12 protein-coding genes are annotated in these 17,739 nt (G+C 41.4%); 6 read left to right on the top strand and 6 right to left on the bottom strand.

Annotation, left to right across the window (positions count from 1 at the left end; genetic code table 11):
* Positions 1-16: 16 nt before the first annotated feature.
* The 6 genes from M2408_RS05555 (at position 17) to M2408_RS05580 (ending at position 10,946) form a co-directional block, all read left to right on the top strand.
* Positions 17-3,031 (top strand): TonB-dependent receptor, encoded by a 3,015-nt coding sequence (locus tag M2408_RS05555; RefSeq protein ID WP_259180026.1) that lies wholly within the window; start codon positions 17-19, stop codon positions 3,029-3,031.
* Positions 3,032-3,083: 52 nt separating this feature from the next.
* Positions 3,084-4,709 carry a RagB/SusD family nutrient uptake outer membrane protein gene (locus M2408_RS05560; RefSeq protein WP_259180028.1) on the top strand — a complete coding sequence of 542 codons (1,626 nt, stop codon included), beginning with the start codon at positions 3,084-3,086 and terminating at the stop codon, positions 4,707-4,709.
* A 179-nt stretch (positions 4,710-4,888) separates the two neighbouring features.
* Positions 4,889-6,709: an aryl-sulfate sulfotransferase gene (locus tag M2408_RS05565; RefSeq protein WP_259180030.1), complete on the top strand. Its 1,821-nt coding sequence runs from the start codon at positions 4,889-4,891 to the stop codon at positions 6,707-6,709.
* 30 nt (positions 6,710-6,739) lie between these two features.
* Positions 6,740-7,951 carry a glycosidase gene (locus tag M2408_RS05570; protein WP_259180033.1) on the top strand — a complete coding sequence of 404 codons (1,212 nt, stop codon included), beginning with the start codon at positions 6,740-6,742 and terminating at the stop codon, positions 7,949-7,951.
* Between the two features lie 118 nt (positions 7,952-8,069).
* Positions 8,070-8,999 carry an endonuclease/exonuclease/phosphatase family protein gene (locus M2408_RS05575; protein WP_259180034.1) on the top strand — a complete coding sequence of 310 codons (930 nt, stop codon included), beginning with the start codon at positions 8,070-8,072 and terminating at the stop codon, positions 8,997-8,999.
* A gap of 42 nt (positions 9,000-9,041) precedes the next feature.
* A complete protein-coding gene (locus M2408_RS05580) occupies positions 9,042-10,946 on the top strand; it encodes a sodium:solute symporter family protein (protein ID WP_259180036.1) in 1,905 nt (634 codons plus the stop codon).
* A gap of 100 nt (positions 10,947-11,046) precedes the next feature.
* Here the strand turns inward: M2408_RS05580 and M2408_RS05585 are convergent, their stop codons facing one another.
* From M2408_RS05585 to leuD, 6 genes are all read right to left on the bottom strand, one after another.
* A complete protein-coding gene (locus M2408_RS05585) occupies positions 11,047-11,562 on the bottom strand; it encodes a DUF2911 domain-containing protein (RefSeq protein WP_259180038.1) in 516 nt (171 codons plus the stop codon).
* Between the two features lie 169 nt (positions 11,563-11,731).
* A complete protein-coding gene (ilvA, locus tag M2408_RS05590; RefSeq protein ID WP_259180040.1) occupies positions 11,732-12,979 on the bottom strand; it encodes a threonine ammonia-lyase IlvA in 1,248 nt (415 codons plus the stop codon).
* 225 nt (positions 12,980-13,204) lie between these two features.
* Positions 13,205-14,368 (bottom strand): 2-isopropylmalate synthase, encoded by a 1,164-nt coding sequence (locus M2408_RS05595; protein WP_259180042.1) that lies wholly within the window; start codon positions 14,366-14,368, stop codon positions 13,205-13,207.
* A gap of 68 nt (positions 14,369-14,436) precedes the next feature.
* Positions 14,437-15,510, bottom strand: coding sequence for a 3-isopropylmalate dehydrogenase (leuB, locus tag M2408_RS05600; protein ID WP_120260213.1), 1,074 nt, complete (start codon positions 15,508-15,510; stop codon positions 14,437-14,439).
* A 123-nt stretch (positions 15,511-15,633) separates the two neighbouring features.
* Positions 15,634-17,112 carry an ATP-binding cassette domain-containing protein gene (locus M2408_RS05605; protein ID WP_259180045.1) on the bottom strand — a complete coding sequence of 493 codons (1,479 nt, stop codon included), beginning with the start codon at positions 17,110-17,112 and terminating at the stop codon, positions 15,634-15,636.
* Positions 17,106-17,696 carry a 3-isopropylmalate dehydratase small subunit gene (leuD, locus tag M2408_RS05610; RefSeq protein WP_259180046.1) on the bottom strand — a complete coding sequence of 197 codons (591 nt, stop codon included), beginning with the start codon at positions 17,694-17,696 and terminating at the stop codon, positions 17,106-17,108. The genes M2408_RS05605 and leuD overlap by 7 nt, the downstream gene beginning before the upstream one ends.
* Positions 17,697-17,739: the final 43 nt, after the last annotated feature.

Raw genomic sequence — 17,739 nt, forward strand, 5'->3', positions numbered from 1 at the left:
CTTAAATACACAAAATATGAGAAAAACAGCTCTACTGCTTTTACTTTCGGCTTATGGCACATTTGCTTGGGCGCAACAATCCCAAAAAGTACGAGGGAAAGTCCTTGATGCAGATAATAAGCCAGTGGCGGGGGCCACGGTAAACATCAAAGGTAGCACCGGGGGGACAAAAACTGAGGCTGACGGTTCGTTCGCGATTGATGTTGAGAAAGGGAAAACCTTAAAAATTACCTATGTGGGAATGAAGGAACAGGAGGTTCTTGTTAATGACGCATCGACATATAGTATTATACTTCAATCGGGAACGGAATTAGACGAGGTCGTTGTTATCGGATACGGTACAGTGAAAAAAAGTGATCTGACAGGAGCTGTTGCTTCTGTTACAGGTAAAGATCTACAGTCTAATTTAGCGAAGAGTGCTGCTGGTGCCTTGCAAGGTCGTGTTGCGGGGGTGACGGTATCTAGCGCTAGCGGAACGCCAGGAGCAGGTATGAGTATTAATGTCCGTGGGCTAAGTTCTATGGGGAATAATGCACCTCTTTACGTCATTGATGGTGTATTTGGCGATATCAATATGGTGGATCCGAATGATATTTCTTCACTGGAAGTTTTGAAAGATGCTTCAGCTGCTGCGATCTATGGATCTCGGGCGGCCAATGGTGTTGTTATCATTACCACAAAAGGCGGGAGAAAAGCAACTCCAGCGACTTTAAGCGTAAATGCATACACAGGTATTCAAAGCCTTCCTAAAAAAATGGATTTGATGGATGGCCCACAATGGAAACAGTTTCAACAGGATAACGGGTATCTACCAACAGAAGCGCAAAATCTGAATACGAATACAAATTGGCAAGATGAGGTGTTTCATACAGCCCCAGTTAATAAGGTCAACCTAGATATTTCGGGTGGAGGGGAACAGTCTACTTATAGTGTGTCCGGAGGTTATTTAAATCAACAAGGTATTCTGAAGACTACCGGTTATAAAGCATTCAATCTACGTACAAAAAATACCTTCAGTTTTTTTAATAACCACTTACGGGTAGGAAATACCTTTTTGATAAAATCAGGTGACCGAAAATTTTCAGACCTGACCATTACAGATATCTTACGGCAAAACGCGCTGGTACCTATTTATGATGCCAATTTAGTTGGTGGATATGCTACTTATGCTCCTTGGATGAAGAACTTGGACAATCCAGTGGGGGTTTTGAACTTATTTAATCGACATGTATATCAGACAGATCTTATGCTCAATGGATATGCCGAAGTAGATTTGTTTGTTAAGGGGCTAAAATATAAATTAAATGTTGGGGTCAACAAGACAACTGGCCGGAATTATAATAAAGGGGATGCCTATACCTATGGTACCGATGTGCGTAAATCTTTTCTCAATGAAAGCGCATTTTTTAACAATCAATGGTTAGTTGAAAATACATTACATTATGATAATACATTTGACAAACACACCATTTCAGCTTTAGCGGGTTATTCTGCGCAGGAAAATACGAATCGAGGTTTTGGTGTGGGAAGAAATAATCTCCCATTGGGGACTGATGCTATTGATGCCGCTTCTCCAACAGAACAAACGACTTCTGGAAGCCTAAATGAGGCTGCATTGATCTCCCAGTTTGGACGGATAATGTATAGTTATGATAGTCGTTACCTACTTACTGCCACAATACGTCGCGATGGTTCTTCCAAATTCGCAGATGGAGCGCGATATGGGGTGTTCCCGTCTATCGCTTTAGGCTGGAATGTGATGAATGAGAAATTCTTCGAAACAGCAAAAGGTACAGTTAATGAATTTAAACTACGTGCTAGCTATGGTCGACTAGGTAATCAGGAAATTGCAAATTACACCACACAGCGGATAACTACATACGGTATCAATTACTTACAAGGCGGTACCTGGTGGCAGGGAGCAAGTACAGGCATCAACTGGGTTTCGCCTCGAAACCTGACTTGGGAAGAAACTGCAACAAGCAATATTGGATTGGATTTAGCATTTATGCAAAAGAAATTGAACATCAGTGCTGATTATTATGTGCGTGAGACAAAGGATATTCTTTTAGGTATCAATCAACCTCCTTCCGCTGGACTTAAAGGAACACCAGTAATGAATGCTGGAACAATTAGCAATAAAGGTTTTGAGTTATTAGCGACATACAAGAATTCTGTTGGAGAATTGAACTATAACATTGGCGTGAATGCTTCAACTGTGAAAAATAAAGTGAAAGCAGTTACAGTAGGTAATGTACAAGAATTTGGCGGCTATAATCCACAAGGAGAAGGAACAATTACTTGGGCTAAAGTTGGTTATCCAATTGGCGGTTTCTGGGTGATTCAAACCGATGGACTTTTCCAATCAGATGCAGAAGCACAAGCCTATAAATCCGCAGATGGCAAGGTAATTCAACCAAATGCTGCTGCTGGGGATATCAAATTTGTAGATTATAACAAAGATGGTCGTATTGACAATAATGACCGTCAGTATGTTGGTAGCCCTTTCCCAAGTCTAGCCTATGGTATTCGGGGAGGTCTAGACTATAAAGGATTCGATATGACTGTCTTTTTTGATGGTATGTATGGTAATAAAATTTATAACTATACCCGAGCGCGTATGGAACAAACCAACGAAGTGAATAATCATTCCGCTCGTTTATTAGAGTCTTGGACACCCAGCAATACCAATACTGACATCCCTCGTTACACTAGACAGGATCCAAATGACAATAAGCGTCGGGTCAGTGACCGTTGGATTGAAAGCGGAGCTTTCTTCCGTTTAAAAACTATTGAAGTAGGATATACATTGCCAGCACAATGGCTAAGTAAGGCTACTTTGAAAAATGCACGCGTATTTCTGGCTGGGGACAATTTGTTTACAGTGACAAAATATAAAGGCTATACACCAGATTTAGGTCAAAGTAATGGTGACAACGGAACGCCATCGGGTGTATTAACAGCTGGTACGGATCATGGTCGTTTCCCATTGGCACGAACCATTATGTTTGGTGTTCAGGCTAATTTTTAACGGATAATTGATCTGTTATATAAATAAATTTTATGTTTTAAATACGATATAGATGAACTTTTCAATAAAAAAATATACGGTTATAGCAGCGTCCTTATTGTTCTTAGGAGGCTGTAAGTCAGATTTTTTGGATCGAACCAATCCTAATTTACCTATTGAGGAAACCTATTGGAGAATTGAGTCCGACGCTCAATCTGCCATGGCTACTATTTATTCACCAATTCGCTCACAAATGTCAGGCTATTATGGAGCATATGGTGGTTATCAAACGATGAACAGGGCGGATGATATGTGGTTTCTCAGCGGTGAAGAGGCGTTTACTTGGGAATATATCAATTTTCTCAATTCAGCAGGTACACCGGAGAGCGATTTCGGAAGCTTGTATAATGGAATAAACAGAGCGAATGTATTTCTGAAAAATATTCCACGTGTTTCGATGGATGAAAACAGGAAGAAGGAATTGATCGGGGAAGCGAACTTTTTAAGAGGAATGTATTATTTTCTGCTGGCGGCAAATTATGGTGATGTGCCTTTGAGATTGTTACCGACAGATGATGATCCAGACGGTGCGAGCAAACCTTCTGCAGCCGAGGCCGAAGTATGGAAACAGGTAGTTGCAGATTTTAAAATAGCGAAGGACAATCTACCAGTAACACGATCGGCAGCCGAAGCTGGACGAATTACGAAAGGAGCGGCGATTGCTTATCTGGGTAAGGCACTTGTATACAGTAAGCAGTACGCTGAGGCCGAAGCAGAACTGAAAACCTTATTGACAGCACCCTATACTTACGATTTGACGGCTAATTTTGAAGATAATTTCAAGGAAACGACCAAGCTTAATAAAGAGTCAGTTTGGGAAATAGTCTACGACAGCAAATTTGGAGGAGATGGAAATTGGGGCGTAGATTGTGCTTCTTGTGCAATGGGATTCGTTCTACCTAATTTTGCTGGACCAGATGGTACAGGTGCTTGGTTTAAATTAATGCCGGGGGCAGCTGTCGTTCGTGACTTTATTTCCGAAGAACGTCCTGTGGGCTCTGATACGCGCTTTGATAAAAGGATGTATACGAGTTTCTTTTGGAAATACTCTGATTATGAAACAGGGCTTACTGATGGTGCCTGGTTTGGTAATCAATCTTTTGACCTGATGTGGAGCAATGCTGGACCTAAACGTCAACGCGGCGAGCCCACTTTTCCCGCAATTGATGGTAAAACTGGTCGTTTCCTGATTAAGAAATATACCAACTTTTATAGAAATATATCCGGAGCGAATAGTATGTATGACGCCGCTAACCGGAATAATAATCTTCGCGTATTCCGTTTTGCTGAAGTTTTGTTATTGCATGCCGAAGCCTGTGCAAAAAATGGAAATACAGCGGGAGCCGCATCTAGTTTGAAGCGTGTTCGTGATCGTGCGGGTTTAGCAAATAAAACCTGGGCCAATGCCGATGAGCTGATGAAGGAGGTGATCAAACAAAATGAGCTGGAATTTTTCTTTGAGGGACATCGCTTTTTCGATCTAAAACGTTGGTATACACCCGCACAAATGAAACAGATCTTTGTCGATAATAAAAAGCAGGGTGCTAATAATTTCCAGCCTAAGCATTACTATTTGCCGATTCCGGAAGCTGAAATCAATACAAATTCAAAAATTCAGCAGCATCCATTGTGGCGATAGATGTGAGATAGCCTATGGCTTCGGTTGACACTGAACATGGTAAGTTATCTAATTAAAATACCCCCCAAAAAGCAGTAATTGATAGTACAATACTGCATACATAAACCTAAATTTTTCTCCAGCAGTAGAATTCCTACTGCTGGAATATTAGAAAAGCTCGAATTTAACGAAATAAACGTATGATAGCAACGAGAAAAATAGGTAGTACTTTTGCAGGTTTGCTCTTATATGGAGCAACCTTACTGTTGCTGTTTGTTTCTTGTAAGAAAGACCGGGAAACGGCAGTAGAATCAACAGCTAAGCTTTCCCTGGATGTAAAGGTTAAGGATGGCGAATTGCTATTGGACGTCACTAAGAAAGTGGATGGGTATATCTTCAATTTTGAAAAAGGAAGTGTAAACATTCCGTTGGCGGATATTTCAAAAATAGAACCTGAACTGGCCCGCTGGCGGACTGATCTTACATTTAGTGACGGTTCCAAATTGGTCGTTCCGACGAAAGGGACATCACTCGATTATATTATTGAAAAGATCAAGCTCAACCCCTCCGGGTATAATCCGTTGGCGGCGATGGTCGATGTGTGGCTGCCTACTTATGGTCGTGTGAAAGTGACCGTGAAAGGAAAAAATGGAGCTGCGGGTGCAATTACACATTTGTGCCATACCGATATTCCGCGACAAAGTGTGCCTGTTCTGGGCTTATATCCTGATCACGATAATGTTATCGATTTGATTTTTACCGATCGGGAAGGCAATGAAAGAGGGAAAACGACCATACATATCCAGACTGCGGCATTGAGTCTACAGGACTTCCCAAGGTGGAAGATTGTAAAAGCCCAAGCCGGTAAAATGGAACCGGGTGTCAATCTGGTGCATTATCCCGGTCAGAGTGAAGCTGATGTTTCACTTCCTTACATGATCGATCAGGAAGGGGAATTGCGCTGGCTTCTGCAGCTCAAATCATCTCCCGAACTAAAACGGCTCTCTTATTCCATTGGCCTCAAGCGTACGAAAAGCGGAACTTTTATTGCTGGTGATCAAGCACAGCAAAGGGTAGTGGAAATTGATATGTTCGGTAATTTGAAGCGAGAATGGGACCTCGCTAAACTGGGATTCGGATTTCACCATGAAATTACAGAGGCTGCCAACGGCAATTTTTTAATAACAGTGACAAAAACAGCCGCGCGTTTAGTTAATGGTGAACCGCGTATCAATGACTATATCGTTGAACTGAATCCCCAAACAGGGAGTTTAGTCAATGAATGGGATCTGGCCAAGCAGCTTGATACCACTCGTTACGTGAAACCTGACGGTATTACGCCACCTGCATTTTCGCAGACAGCAAATAACTGGGCACACAACAACTCCATTGCCGAGATAGGAAATGACTTATTGGCGACCTTACGTTATCAGGGTATTGTGCGTTTTAACCATGCAGGACAACCCCAATGGATGATCTCTCCACATAAATTCTGGGGAGCCAATTATCAATCGTTGTTGCTAAAACCTATCGCCGAAGATGGTACCCTTATTACCGATCCAGCTGTCATCAATGGTGATGCAAGTGTCGCGGGATTTGACTGGCCCTGGGGCCCTCATACACCAGTAGCACTTTCCGAAGATCGTATTTTAGTCTTTGATAATGGATACAATCGAAGTTGGATCCCCAATTTTGGAACGGGTGTAAACAATTATAGCCGAGTGGTCGAATATAAAATTGATGCGGCTAAGAAAACAGTACAACAACTTTGGTCTTATGGCAAAGAAAGAGGAGCAAATGCATTTTCTCAAGCTTTATCTGGAGTACAATACCTGCCGCAGACTGGTAATATTTTGTTTTTCCCAGGTATGGGGGTGAAAACAAGCATAGGAACCGGAGGCCGCGTGATGGAAATTGATCCGAAGACAAAGGAAGTTTTGTTTGAACTTGAAATTGCTACCGGTAGCGGAACAGCATTTCACAGGGTAACACGTATACCACTTTATCCAACGAATTTATAAAGAACTATTTTTTTGAACTTACGCAATTTTATGTCCGAATCCTTTGAACGCCAAAAAGCTTATATTATCGAAACACAACGTTTATTATTAGAAAAAGCAAACGTTGGATTATCCAGTCCGGGAAGAATTGTCACACGTTATTTTAACCCTGTTGTCACCAAAGAACATATTCCGCTTACCTGGCGCTACGATTTCAATCCATTGACAAATCCTCATTTTTTGGAGCGAATTGCCTTCAACTCAACCATGAATGCCGGAGCAATCTATTGGAAAGGAAAGTACCTGTTATTCGTTCGTGTGGAGGGGGTAGACCGGAAGTCTTTCTTTGCAATTGCCGAAAGTGACAATGGAATTGACCAATTTCGCTTCTGGGATCATCCTGTCTTACTCCCGGATTCGGAATCTGATGAAACCAATGTTTATGATCTTCGGCTTACGGCACATGACGATGGCTGGGTCTATGGAATTTTCTGTAGTGAACGTCGTGCGTCTGATGCTGCTCCGGGCGATCTTTCTAGTGCCGTTGCCTCTGCAGGAATCATTCGGTCAAAAGATTTGATACATTGGGAACGATTACCTAATTTAAAAGCTGGCAGCCAGCAACGCAATGTGGTACTGCATCCTGAGTTTGTGGAAGGAAAATACGCGTTTTATACACGTCCTCAGGACGATTTTATTCTGGCAAAAAGTGGCGGTGGTATTGGATGGGCCCTGGTGGAAGATATCACTAAAGCTGTTATCCACGAGGAAAAGATTATTAATAAACGTTTTTATCATACCATCAAGGAACTAAAAAATGGGGAAGGGCCGGCGCCGCTAAGGACAGAGAAAGGCTGGTTGCACCTCGCACACGGAGTCAGGGGAACTGCAGCAGGCTTACGTTATGTATTATACCTTTATCTCACGAGCCTAGAGGATCCAAGTGAATTAATTGCAGAACCCGCGGGCTATCTTATGGCCCCCGAAGGTGAAGAAAGGGTGGGAGATGTTTCCAATGTACTTTTTTCAAATGGCTGGATCATGGATGCGGATGGTACCGTGTATATTTATTATGCCTCCAGTGATACGCGTACGCATGTTGCGGTTTCTTCTGTAACCAAATTGTTGGATTATTGCCTGAATACACCAGCAGATGGACTCCGCTCAGCGGAATCATTACGCAAGGTGATTAATCTGATTGATCATAACATGCACTATATAAATAATAAAAGTCGAGGAGAGGTTGGCCATCTCTCGCAATAGTGTTCGATCAGCAAGAAATACAAAGTATAACAGAGCCACAGTAAATGATCGTAAATTGTATGCCTAAAATAGTGCGCTTAGCACACTTCAGTTGCAGTGCAATAAAATGAATAAAAAAATGTACAATGAACAAACCAATGCTATGTTAAAGAATGTTTGTGTTAAAATTCTCGCTTTGATCAGTCTTTTCAGTTTGGCGTTTTCTGTGCACGCTCAGGAACCGAGTACCTTAAAAATTATCTCCTATAATATCTGGAATGGTTTTGAGAAGCAGCAGGATCGAAAGGATAAATTTAGTGATTGGATGCGAAAGGAGCAGCCTGATATTGTGGCATTGCAGGAACTGGTCGATTTTAAGCAAACAGATCTCGCAGAACTGGCTCAAACATATGGACATACCTACACGGTTTTATTAAAAGAGAAAGGCTATCCTGTCGGTATTTCCTCACGTTATCCGATCAGACTTGTAAAAGCTCAAGTAGATCAGTTTTGGCATGGGATGTTGCATGTGAAGATCAAAAATTTAGATCTTATCGTAACACATTTAAGTCCTTTTTCCTGGAAATACCGGCTTGGAGAGACGAGACAAATTGTAGATTATGTAAAGAACAATCACCTGGACAGTTGTGTTATTATGGGAGACCTAAATGCATACTCCCCATTGGACGCTATTTGGCTAGAAAAGCAATCTGTATTGAAGACAAATTTGATGAAATGGGATCAGGAGCATCCACAGTATGGCAATATGAACGGCGGTAGATTTGATTATCGTGTATTATCAACTTTTCTGACCGCCGGTTTTGAAGATTGTATCGGACGGTATGTATTCCCTGAAATCAAACGTGCCAGCTACCCTGCAGCGACGCTTTATAATTGGAAATGGGGAGACTCCCGGTTAGAGGCTGTTTCTGAACGTCTTGATTATATTTTGTTGTCTGAGCCTTTAGCATCTCATGTGAAACAGGTGGAAGTGCATAATGGTCCTGCACTGGAGGGGATATCCGATCACTACCCAGTTTCGGTCGTGATTGATCAATTGGAGAAATAGAAATATAATTGTAGATTGCGGATGACCACGAAAAGAATATTCATGGAAATTTCCGTAATAGATATAGTTATCATCGTCAGTTATTTGCTTGCGATGATTGTCATTGGTTTGATCCTTAAAAAGCGAGCAGCCAAGAATCTTGATTCCTATTTTTTAGGCGGAAAAACGCTTCCCTATTATATGCTCGGTATTTCTGATGCGTCGGGTATGTTCGACATCTCGGGAACCATGTGGATGGTCTACCTTGCTTTTGTATATGGCTTAAAAAGCATGTGGATCCCCTGGTTATGGCCTGTTTTCAATCAGATTTTTTTGATGGTCTATCTATCGGTCTGGTTGCGACGATCCAATGTCCTGACTGGAGCAGAATGGATCCGTACACGTTTTGGTCATGGCCGGGGAGCTGATGGAGCCTATACCATCGTCATTCTATATGCCATTGTTGCGGTAATGGGTTTTCTGTGTTACGGCTTTATCGGTATAGGGAAATTCATGGAAGTTTTTTTTCCGTGGGAACAGGTATCCCGCTTTATTCCATTGAGGATTGATCCGGCGATGGCCCCTCAACTGTATGGTATTTTCTTTACAGCGATTACGACTTTTTACGTCATGCTTGGTGGGATGCATAGTATTGTGTGGGCGGATATGGTCAAGTTTGGTATTATGATTATTTCGGGAATTGCCATCGCTGTCATTGCCATGCAGCAGGTTAGCCCCGAGCTATTGGCGGCAAACACACCGGAAGGCTGGGACTCTCCCTTCTTCGGTTGGCACCTGGATTTGGACTGGAGTACTTTACTTCCTTCCATAATGGACCGGATCGCCGACGATCAATATAATCTTTTTACGGTATTTGTCATGATGATGCTATTTAAAGGCATATTTATGAGCATGGCAGGACCGGCTGCCAACTATGACATGCAGAAGATATTAGCCTGTAGATCCCCTAAGGAGGCTGCCTTAATGAGCGGTTCAGTGTCGGTCATTCTACTTATCCCACGGTATCTGATGATTATGGGATTCACGGTATTAGCGCTAGTATTTTTTCGGGATGAATTTGCACATATGGGCAATCAGATGGATTTTGAAATTATTCTGCCTAAAGCTATCAGCCGCTTCGGCAAGGTTGGCTTGACTGGGCTATTGCTCGCTGGGCTATTGGCGGCATTCATGTCTTCATTTGCTTCAACGATAAATGCTGCTCAGGCTTATCTTGTAAATGACGTGTTGTTGAAATTTATGTACCGTTCTGCTTCACCTAAAAAGCAGATCCGTCTGAGTTATGCTGTTTCAATCGCTGTGGTCGTCTGTAGTACTATTATCGGCTTATATGTGCAGAATATAAATTCCGTTTTACAATGGATTGTCTCCGCGTTATATGGTGGTTATATTGCCGCAAACGTATTGAAATGGCATTGGTGGCGTTTTAATGGTGCCGGATTTTTCTGGGGGATGCTGGCGGGCATATTTGGCGCGATCATATTGCCACAGGTTTTTCCGGATACACTGCCACTATATTTCTTTCCTTTTTTGTTTGTCCTATCTTTATTGGGCTGTTTTGCGGGGACATGGTTATCCCGGCCTACCGAGGAGGTAGTGCTGGTAGACTTTTATGTACGTGTACGCCCTTGGGGATTTTGGGGACCGATTCATCAAAAAGCACTAGAGAAATACCCGGATCTCAAGAAGAATAATCATTTTAAACGGGATATGATCAACGTGGCCGTTGGCATTGTATGGCAATGTTGTCTGACCTTGGTGCCAATGTATATTGTGATCAAACAGGGACAGGGTTTGTTCGCAACAATTTTGATATTGGGTATTACTACGCTTATCCTCAAAAAGAACTGGTATGATAAAATGAATCGAGATGAGGAAGAGTATAATGCCTTTATGGTAAAGTACGGGTTGAATAAAACAGACAAGACCGTTACTGAAAAGACGTAATTGATTACCCATACGAACTGCTTTTTGAACATACAAAAATAGGCTATCCGCTGTACTTCAACGGGTAGCCTATTTTTATAGAACGGAATGCTCGGCTAAGCTAGTTACTTGCTTTGACCTTGAAAGGAATGATATATTCTCCCCATTCCAGTGAAATACTACCTTCAGGAGTCGCATTTATTTTGAACTGTTCCTGACTGTTATCCGACTTACCATTACTGACCGAAACGCGTAGCGCATCGTCTTTGGCGTCATATTTTGTTCCCCATTGGTTCCACACTTTACTGAACATAAGGGTTGTTTCGTGTTCTCCAGGGATACTGTAAAGACCATATTTCCCTGCGGCTAGTTTTTTTCCTTCAACCAATACATCTTTATTGAATTCGATTGTAGTGGCTTCATTGGCACCTGTACGCCAAACCACGCCCGTAGGAACAATATCAACACCGAGCTTGCGACCTTTGAGTGAAGGACGGCTATAATTGATGTCGATGGTAACACCATCTGTTGTGGTTACCTTGGTGTTGTCTGGAGGACTTGGACGTTTGCTTTTGTCTGTCTGGGCGAAACTAAGTTGACCGATTAGGGTCAAAATCGTTAGAATTAGTACTCTCATATGTGCTTATTTTTGATTAAACACTTAAATATAAGATTTTTATATGATGAAAATTTTTTGATTTATTAGAACTTGACGAAATTGTGACCGGGGTCTATCAAGCGTCATAAGTAAAAAAGGAAACAGGCGACAATAAAAAGCCAGGGATTTAATCCCTGGCTTTTTATTGTTAGACCAAATATTCGAATAATGTTTGATCTTTATTGATTTCAATGACATCGAATTTGTATTCTTTCATCCGTGCGATCAATGTCGCGTAATCTTCGGGCTTGTTAAGTTCAATGCCGACTAAAGCTGGCCCCCTTTCCCGTTCTGTTTTTTTGATAAACTCAAATCGCGTAATGTCGTCTTTAGGGCCGAGAACTTCGGAAACGAAAAGTTTCAATGCACCGGGACGCTGTGGGAAACGAACGATAAAATAGTGCTTGTATCCTTCATAAAGTAGAGACAGCTCTTTGATCTCGCTCATGCGGTCAATATCATTATTGCCACCTGAAATAATACAGACTACTTTCTTTCCTTTAATTTCATCTTTGTGGAACTCCAATGCAGCAACAGAAAGTGCTCCTGCAGGTTCAACGACGATTGCATCTTTGTTGTATAACTCCAAAATGCAGGTACAGATTTTACCTTCAGGAATAGAGCGTGTATCATCAAGCAATTGCTTAGCAATGGCGAATGTTATAGCTCCTATTTTTTTTACAGCAGCTCCGTCCACAAACTTGTTGATATGCTCTAATTCAAAGGGTGCGTCGTTTTCGAGAGCAGCCTGCATCGATGGTGCACCTTCAGGTTCTACACCGTAACACTTGATCGCTTTGTTTTTGCTTTTCAGGTAATAGCTTGCTCCGGCAGCTAGTCCACCACCACCGATCGGAATAAATATGGCGTCCATATCGGGAAGATCCTGCAATGCTTCAACGGCTACAGTACCTTGTCCTTCCACCACTTTGAGGTCATCAAATGGGGGAATGAAAGTCATACCATGTTCTTCTGTGTACGCCAGAGCGGCTTTTTGACAGTCATCAAATGTGTCGCCGGTCAATACAATTTCAACATTGCCATTACCCCACATTTCGGTCTGCGAGATTTTTTGACGAGGGGTCGGTCCAGGCATAAATATAACGCCCTTAATATCTAATTTGTTGCATGAAAAGGCTACACCCTGGGCATGATTACCTGCACTTGCACAGACTACGCCACGTTGTCTTTCTTCATCTGTCAGCGAAATAATCTTATTGTAGGCACCACGTAATTTATAAGAACGTACGACTTGCAAATCTTCTCTTTTGAGATAGACTTCTGCGTCATATTTTTCGGATAAATGTCGATTGTATTGTAGGGGTGTACGATTGACCACAGATTTGATGCGCTCAAGTGTAGCTTCGGAATCGATGTTTAGGGTTGATAGATCCATAGTTAGATGATATGTCTAATGAAGGTAGTAAAGATAGTGGGGATATCCACCGCTATGTTAGAGATTCTACCTATACTGTGTTTAAAAGTTGATTTAAATTTAGTTGATTTTTATGAGAAAGACCACGAGTGAATAGAACAAAAAAGTGTATACATGTGATTGTGAAATCCTCTTAAAAAATATGTTCTTGATAAAAAAAGGCTGCATCAGCAGCCTTTCCTTTTTTTATATCTTTTCTTGGATGAGGCTTTTTAGGTCATCATCGCAAATATTTTTCTTTTCGTCGGCCAAAACCAAAAAGCGTTGATAGCAATCCGCAAGATCATCTTTTTCAAGATGGAAACCCAAGCGCTCTAAATGGTGTTTAAGTGCATGTCTTCCTGAACGGGCAGTTAAGATGATATCTGCATCGTCAAGACCCACATCTTCGGGTCTGATAATTTCATAATTTTCACGGTGTTTCAAGAAGCCATCTTGGTGGATACCTGAACTATGAGCAAAAGCATTCCGGCCAACAATCGCTTTATTGGGCTGCACAGGCATGTTCATCATTTCACTCACTTTACGTGATATATAGGTAAACATACGGCTATCAATATTTGAAGTTAAGCTACCGAAAGATTGGTTGTGTACTTTAAGGATCATCGCAACTTCTTCCAATGAGGTGTTACCCGCACGTTCACCGATACCATTGATGGTACATTCTACCTGACGGGCGCCGTTTTGTATTGCAGCGATGGAGTTAGCGGTAGCTAGTCCTAAATCATTGTGACAGTGTGCAGAGATGATGGCTTGATCAATATTACGTACATTCTCCTTGAGATACTTGATTTTAGCACCATATTGGTCTGGTAAGCAATATCCGTTGGTGTCTGGAATATTCACCACTGTCGCGCCAGCAGCAATAACTGATTCAATCATTTTAGCTAAAAATTCCAGATCTGCACGGCCCGCATCCTCTGCATAAAACTCGACATCTTCCACATAGGATTTCGCATGTTTTACAGCCGCTACCGCACGCTCTAAAATTTCTTCACGCGTACTATTGAATTTATATTTGATATGCATATCTGAAGAACCAATGCCGGTATGGATACGTGGACGCTTGGCATATTTCAATGCTTCGGCAGCTACGTCAATATCGTTTTGATTAGCACGGGTTAATGCACATATAATAACATCATTCACCGCCTGGGATAACGCTACTACAGATTGAAAGTCTCCGGGGCTGGAAACAGGGAAACCGGCTTCGATAATATCGACACCTAGTTTTTCTAAGTCCTTTGCGATCTCAATTTTCTCTGGAGTAGTTAATTGGCATCCTGGTACCTGTTCGCCATCACGTAATGTGGTGTCGAAGATGTAAAGATGATTAGGATCGTGTAACATAATTTCTTAATTCAAAAGATTTACAAATAAAAAAGTAAGAAGCAAAACTCCCTACCCATATCTCATTACTATTTAATAAACGCTAATACTTTTTCACCCATTTCTTGCGTACCTAGGACTTTAGAAGCTTCAGTGTGGGCATTGGCGATATCCCCCGTTCTCCAACCTGCTTTTAGTGTTTCAGCAACAGCATTTGTAACTGCTTTTGCTTCTTCTTGAAGTCCAAAGCTAATGTCAAGCATCAATGCCGCTGATAAAATTGAGGCAAGTGGATTCGCTTTATTTTGGCCCGCGATATCATGTGCCGAACCGTGGATAGGCTCGAAGAAACCTGTGCCATCACCGACTGAAGCTGAGGCCAACATACCCATTGATCCCGCAATCTGAGATGCTTCGTCTGTCAAAATATCACCAAAAAGATTCGCTGTTAATACGACATCAAATTTCTTTGGATTCTTAACCAATTGCATTGCTGCATTGTCGATAAACATGTGTTCTGTTTCAACATCGGGGTATTCTTTCGCAATTTCTTGGACAACTTCTCTCCACAAACGGGAAGTTTCCAATACATTGGCTTTATCAACCGAGCATAATCTCTTGTTACGCGTACGGGCGGCATCATAAGCTTTACGTGCGATACGCTCTACTTCATAACGGTGATAGTTCATCAGATCCGAAGCGAAGGTATTGTCCTCATTGCGGTTTTTCTCCCCGAAATAAACGTCACCCGTCAACTCGCGGAAGAAAAGAATATCTGTTCCTTGCAGGATTTCAGGCTTTAAACTCGATGCATCCAATAGCTCATCAAATAAAAGGATAGGGCGAAGATTGGCATATAAACCCAATTCTTTACGGATCTTCAATAAGCCTTGCTCTGGTCTTACTTTAGCAGATGGATCATTGTCGTATTTGATATGTCCGATCGCGCCAAAAAGAATAGCATCTGATGCTTTTGCTTTCGCTAAAGTTTCATCCGGAAGCGGATTGCCTGTAGCCTCAATCGCAGTGTGTCCCATGATCGCTTCATCAAAACTGAATTCATGACCATAATTTTCACCAATCTTTTCTAAAACTTTTTTACCCCATGTTGTTACTTCTTGGCCAATGCCATCTCCAGGGATGATTAATATATTTTTTTTCATTGTTTTATTAGTATTGCGTATTGAGATATGAGTATTGAGATGCTATTTTTATAAAATTTGAATATACATCTGCTCATGTCCATTGTCTAAATATCTATTGTTAATTATCGTTTTCCACAATTTCTATGTTGATAAAGTTTCTTTTTTGTGGATAACTCGTTCTACGGATTTAATTTCACCCTTTTCCAGTACCATCTTGTTATCTATACAGGTTGGTAATTGGCTTTGGAAATGACCGACATAAATAAGGGTTTGGCCATTCTTGCTCAGGTCATCGATCACATCATTGAAATATTGCGATTGTTCCTTGTCTAATCCCTGACAAGGTTCATCTAATATAAGCAATTCGGGATGTTTTACGATGGTTCGCGCTAGTAAGGCTAATCGTTGTTGGCCTAAAGGTAAAGATCCTAATGTTTTATGCTTCACTTCTTTGAGATCAAAAAAATGAAGTACCTGATCCAGCTTCTGCTGTTGCTCGTACCCGAGTTTCTGATAGAGACTCATCGAGTCGAAGAACCCTGAGGCGATTGTTTGTCCTACATTGGCATTCATATCGTAGTACCAATGTAATTCGGGAGAAATGATGCCAAGGTGTTCTTTAATTTCCCAGATACTTTCTCCTGATCCTCTTTTTTTACCAAAAAGGTGGATATCATTTGCATAGGCCTGCGGATGGTCTCCATTGATCAGACTTAATAAGGTCGATTTTCCAGAGCCATTATGTCCTTGCAATAACCATTTTTCACCTGCTTTAACTTCCCAATCAATATTTTTTAAGACTTGCTTCTCGCCATAGGAAATATGAATCTGTTTCATCTTTACCATGATGGGAGCGGAGACTTTAGGCGATTGTTGCAAGAAATAAGGTAATTCCTTTCGCTTTCGTGGTATTCCTTTTGAAATTTCGCCACCGTTTTGACGAATGACTATTTTCCCTTCCTGGATTTCAGCAAAACGATTGATGCAATCAGGTTGCTCGTCATCATTACTGATCAGCAGCAGTGATACACCTTTTTCTGCAAGCTGATCAAAGACCTGATTCAGATCTTTTCTGGACTGCACATCCAACCCGGTATAAGGCTGATCGATAATCAATAGCTGGGGTTGAAGCCATAGCGCTTTGACCAACTGTAGCCTTTTATGTTCGCCACTGGAAAGTTCGATCAACTGTTGATCTTTGAAGTTTTCAAATCCAAAGATAGAGAGGTAAGGTGCTACATCTTCAAAGGCAAGCTGTTGTTCCTTTGCAAAATGTTTTAATTCAGCAAAAACCGTTAGTGTATCGTTTTTTGCAAATTTATTGTAGCGTTGTTGGTAATAGAAATTGCGATCACCCTCCAGATTGGTAAATTGAAACCAATTGGAGACGTAATGCACAAGAGCTGGTAAAGGGCTATCCATATCTAGATGAAAGGATAGGCTGCCCTGATATTTTAGTTGTCCCGCAATTGCTTTCGCAAGCGTTGTTTTTCCAGTGCCACTCGGACCACCTAAGATCCATTGTTCACCAGGAAAAATTTGCCAATTTAAATCTTGCAGCACGGTATCTTTACCATGCTGAATCGTTAAATTGGCAATATGGACGACTGGGTCTACCATTTTCTAGTTGTTTCAAATGATTCAATTAAATCTTTTTGATTAAGGATGAAATCGATATCATCGTATCCATTAATCAAGCATGATTTTTTGTATGGATTGATTTCGAATTCAAATTGATCGCCAGTCTCTGTTAACATAACCGTTTGTTTTTCGAGATCAACGATAATTTCTGTGTTTGGATTTTGCTGTACCAATTCGAAGATTTTCGCTAAAAATTCTTCCGAAACCTGTATCGGCAATACACCATTATTAAGGGCGTTACCTTTAAAGATATCTGCAAAAAACGAACTGATGACCACATCAAAACCATAGTCTTGAATTGCCCATGCAGCATGCTCGCGGCTAGAACCGCAACCAAAGTTTTTACCAGCAACCAATATCTTTCCCGCATAGGTTGGGTTATTCAATACGAAATCTGCTTTAGGCTGGTTCTCGCTATCAAAACGCCAGTCACGGAAAAGGTTATCTCCAAAGCCATCTCGTGTGGTCGCCTTTAGAAAGCGTGCTGGAATAATTTGGTCAGTATCAATATTTTCAATAGGCAATGGAACTACCTGTGATGTTAAAGTTTCAAATTTTTTCATGTCAAAAATTAAAAAGTCAAAAATAAATCAATTCTCATGTCTC

Origin of the sequence: Sphingobacterium sp. BIGb0165 (genome assembly GCF_024810095.1) — a bacterium.
GTDB classification, from domain to species: domain Bacteria; phylum Bacteroidota; class Bacteroidia; order Sphingobacteriales; family Sphingobacteriaceae; genus Sphingobacterium; species Sphingobacterium detergens.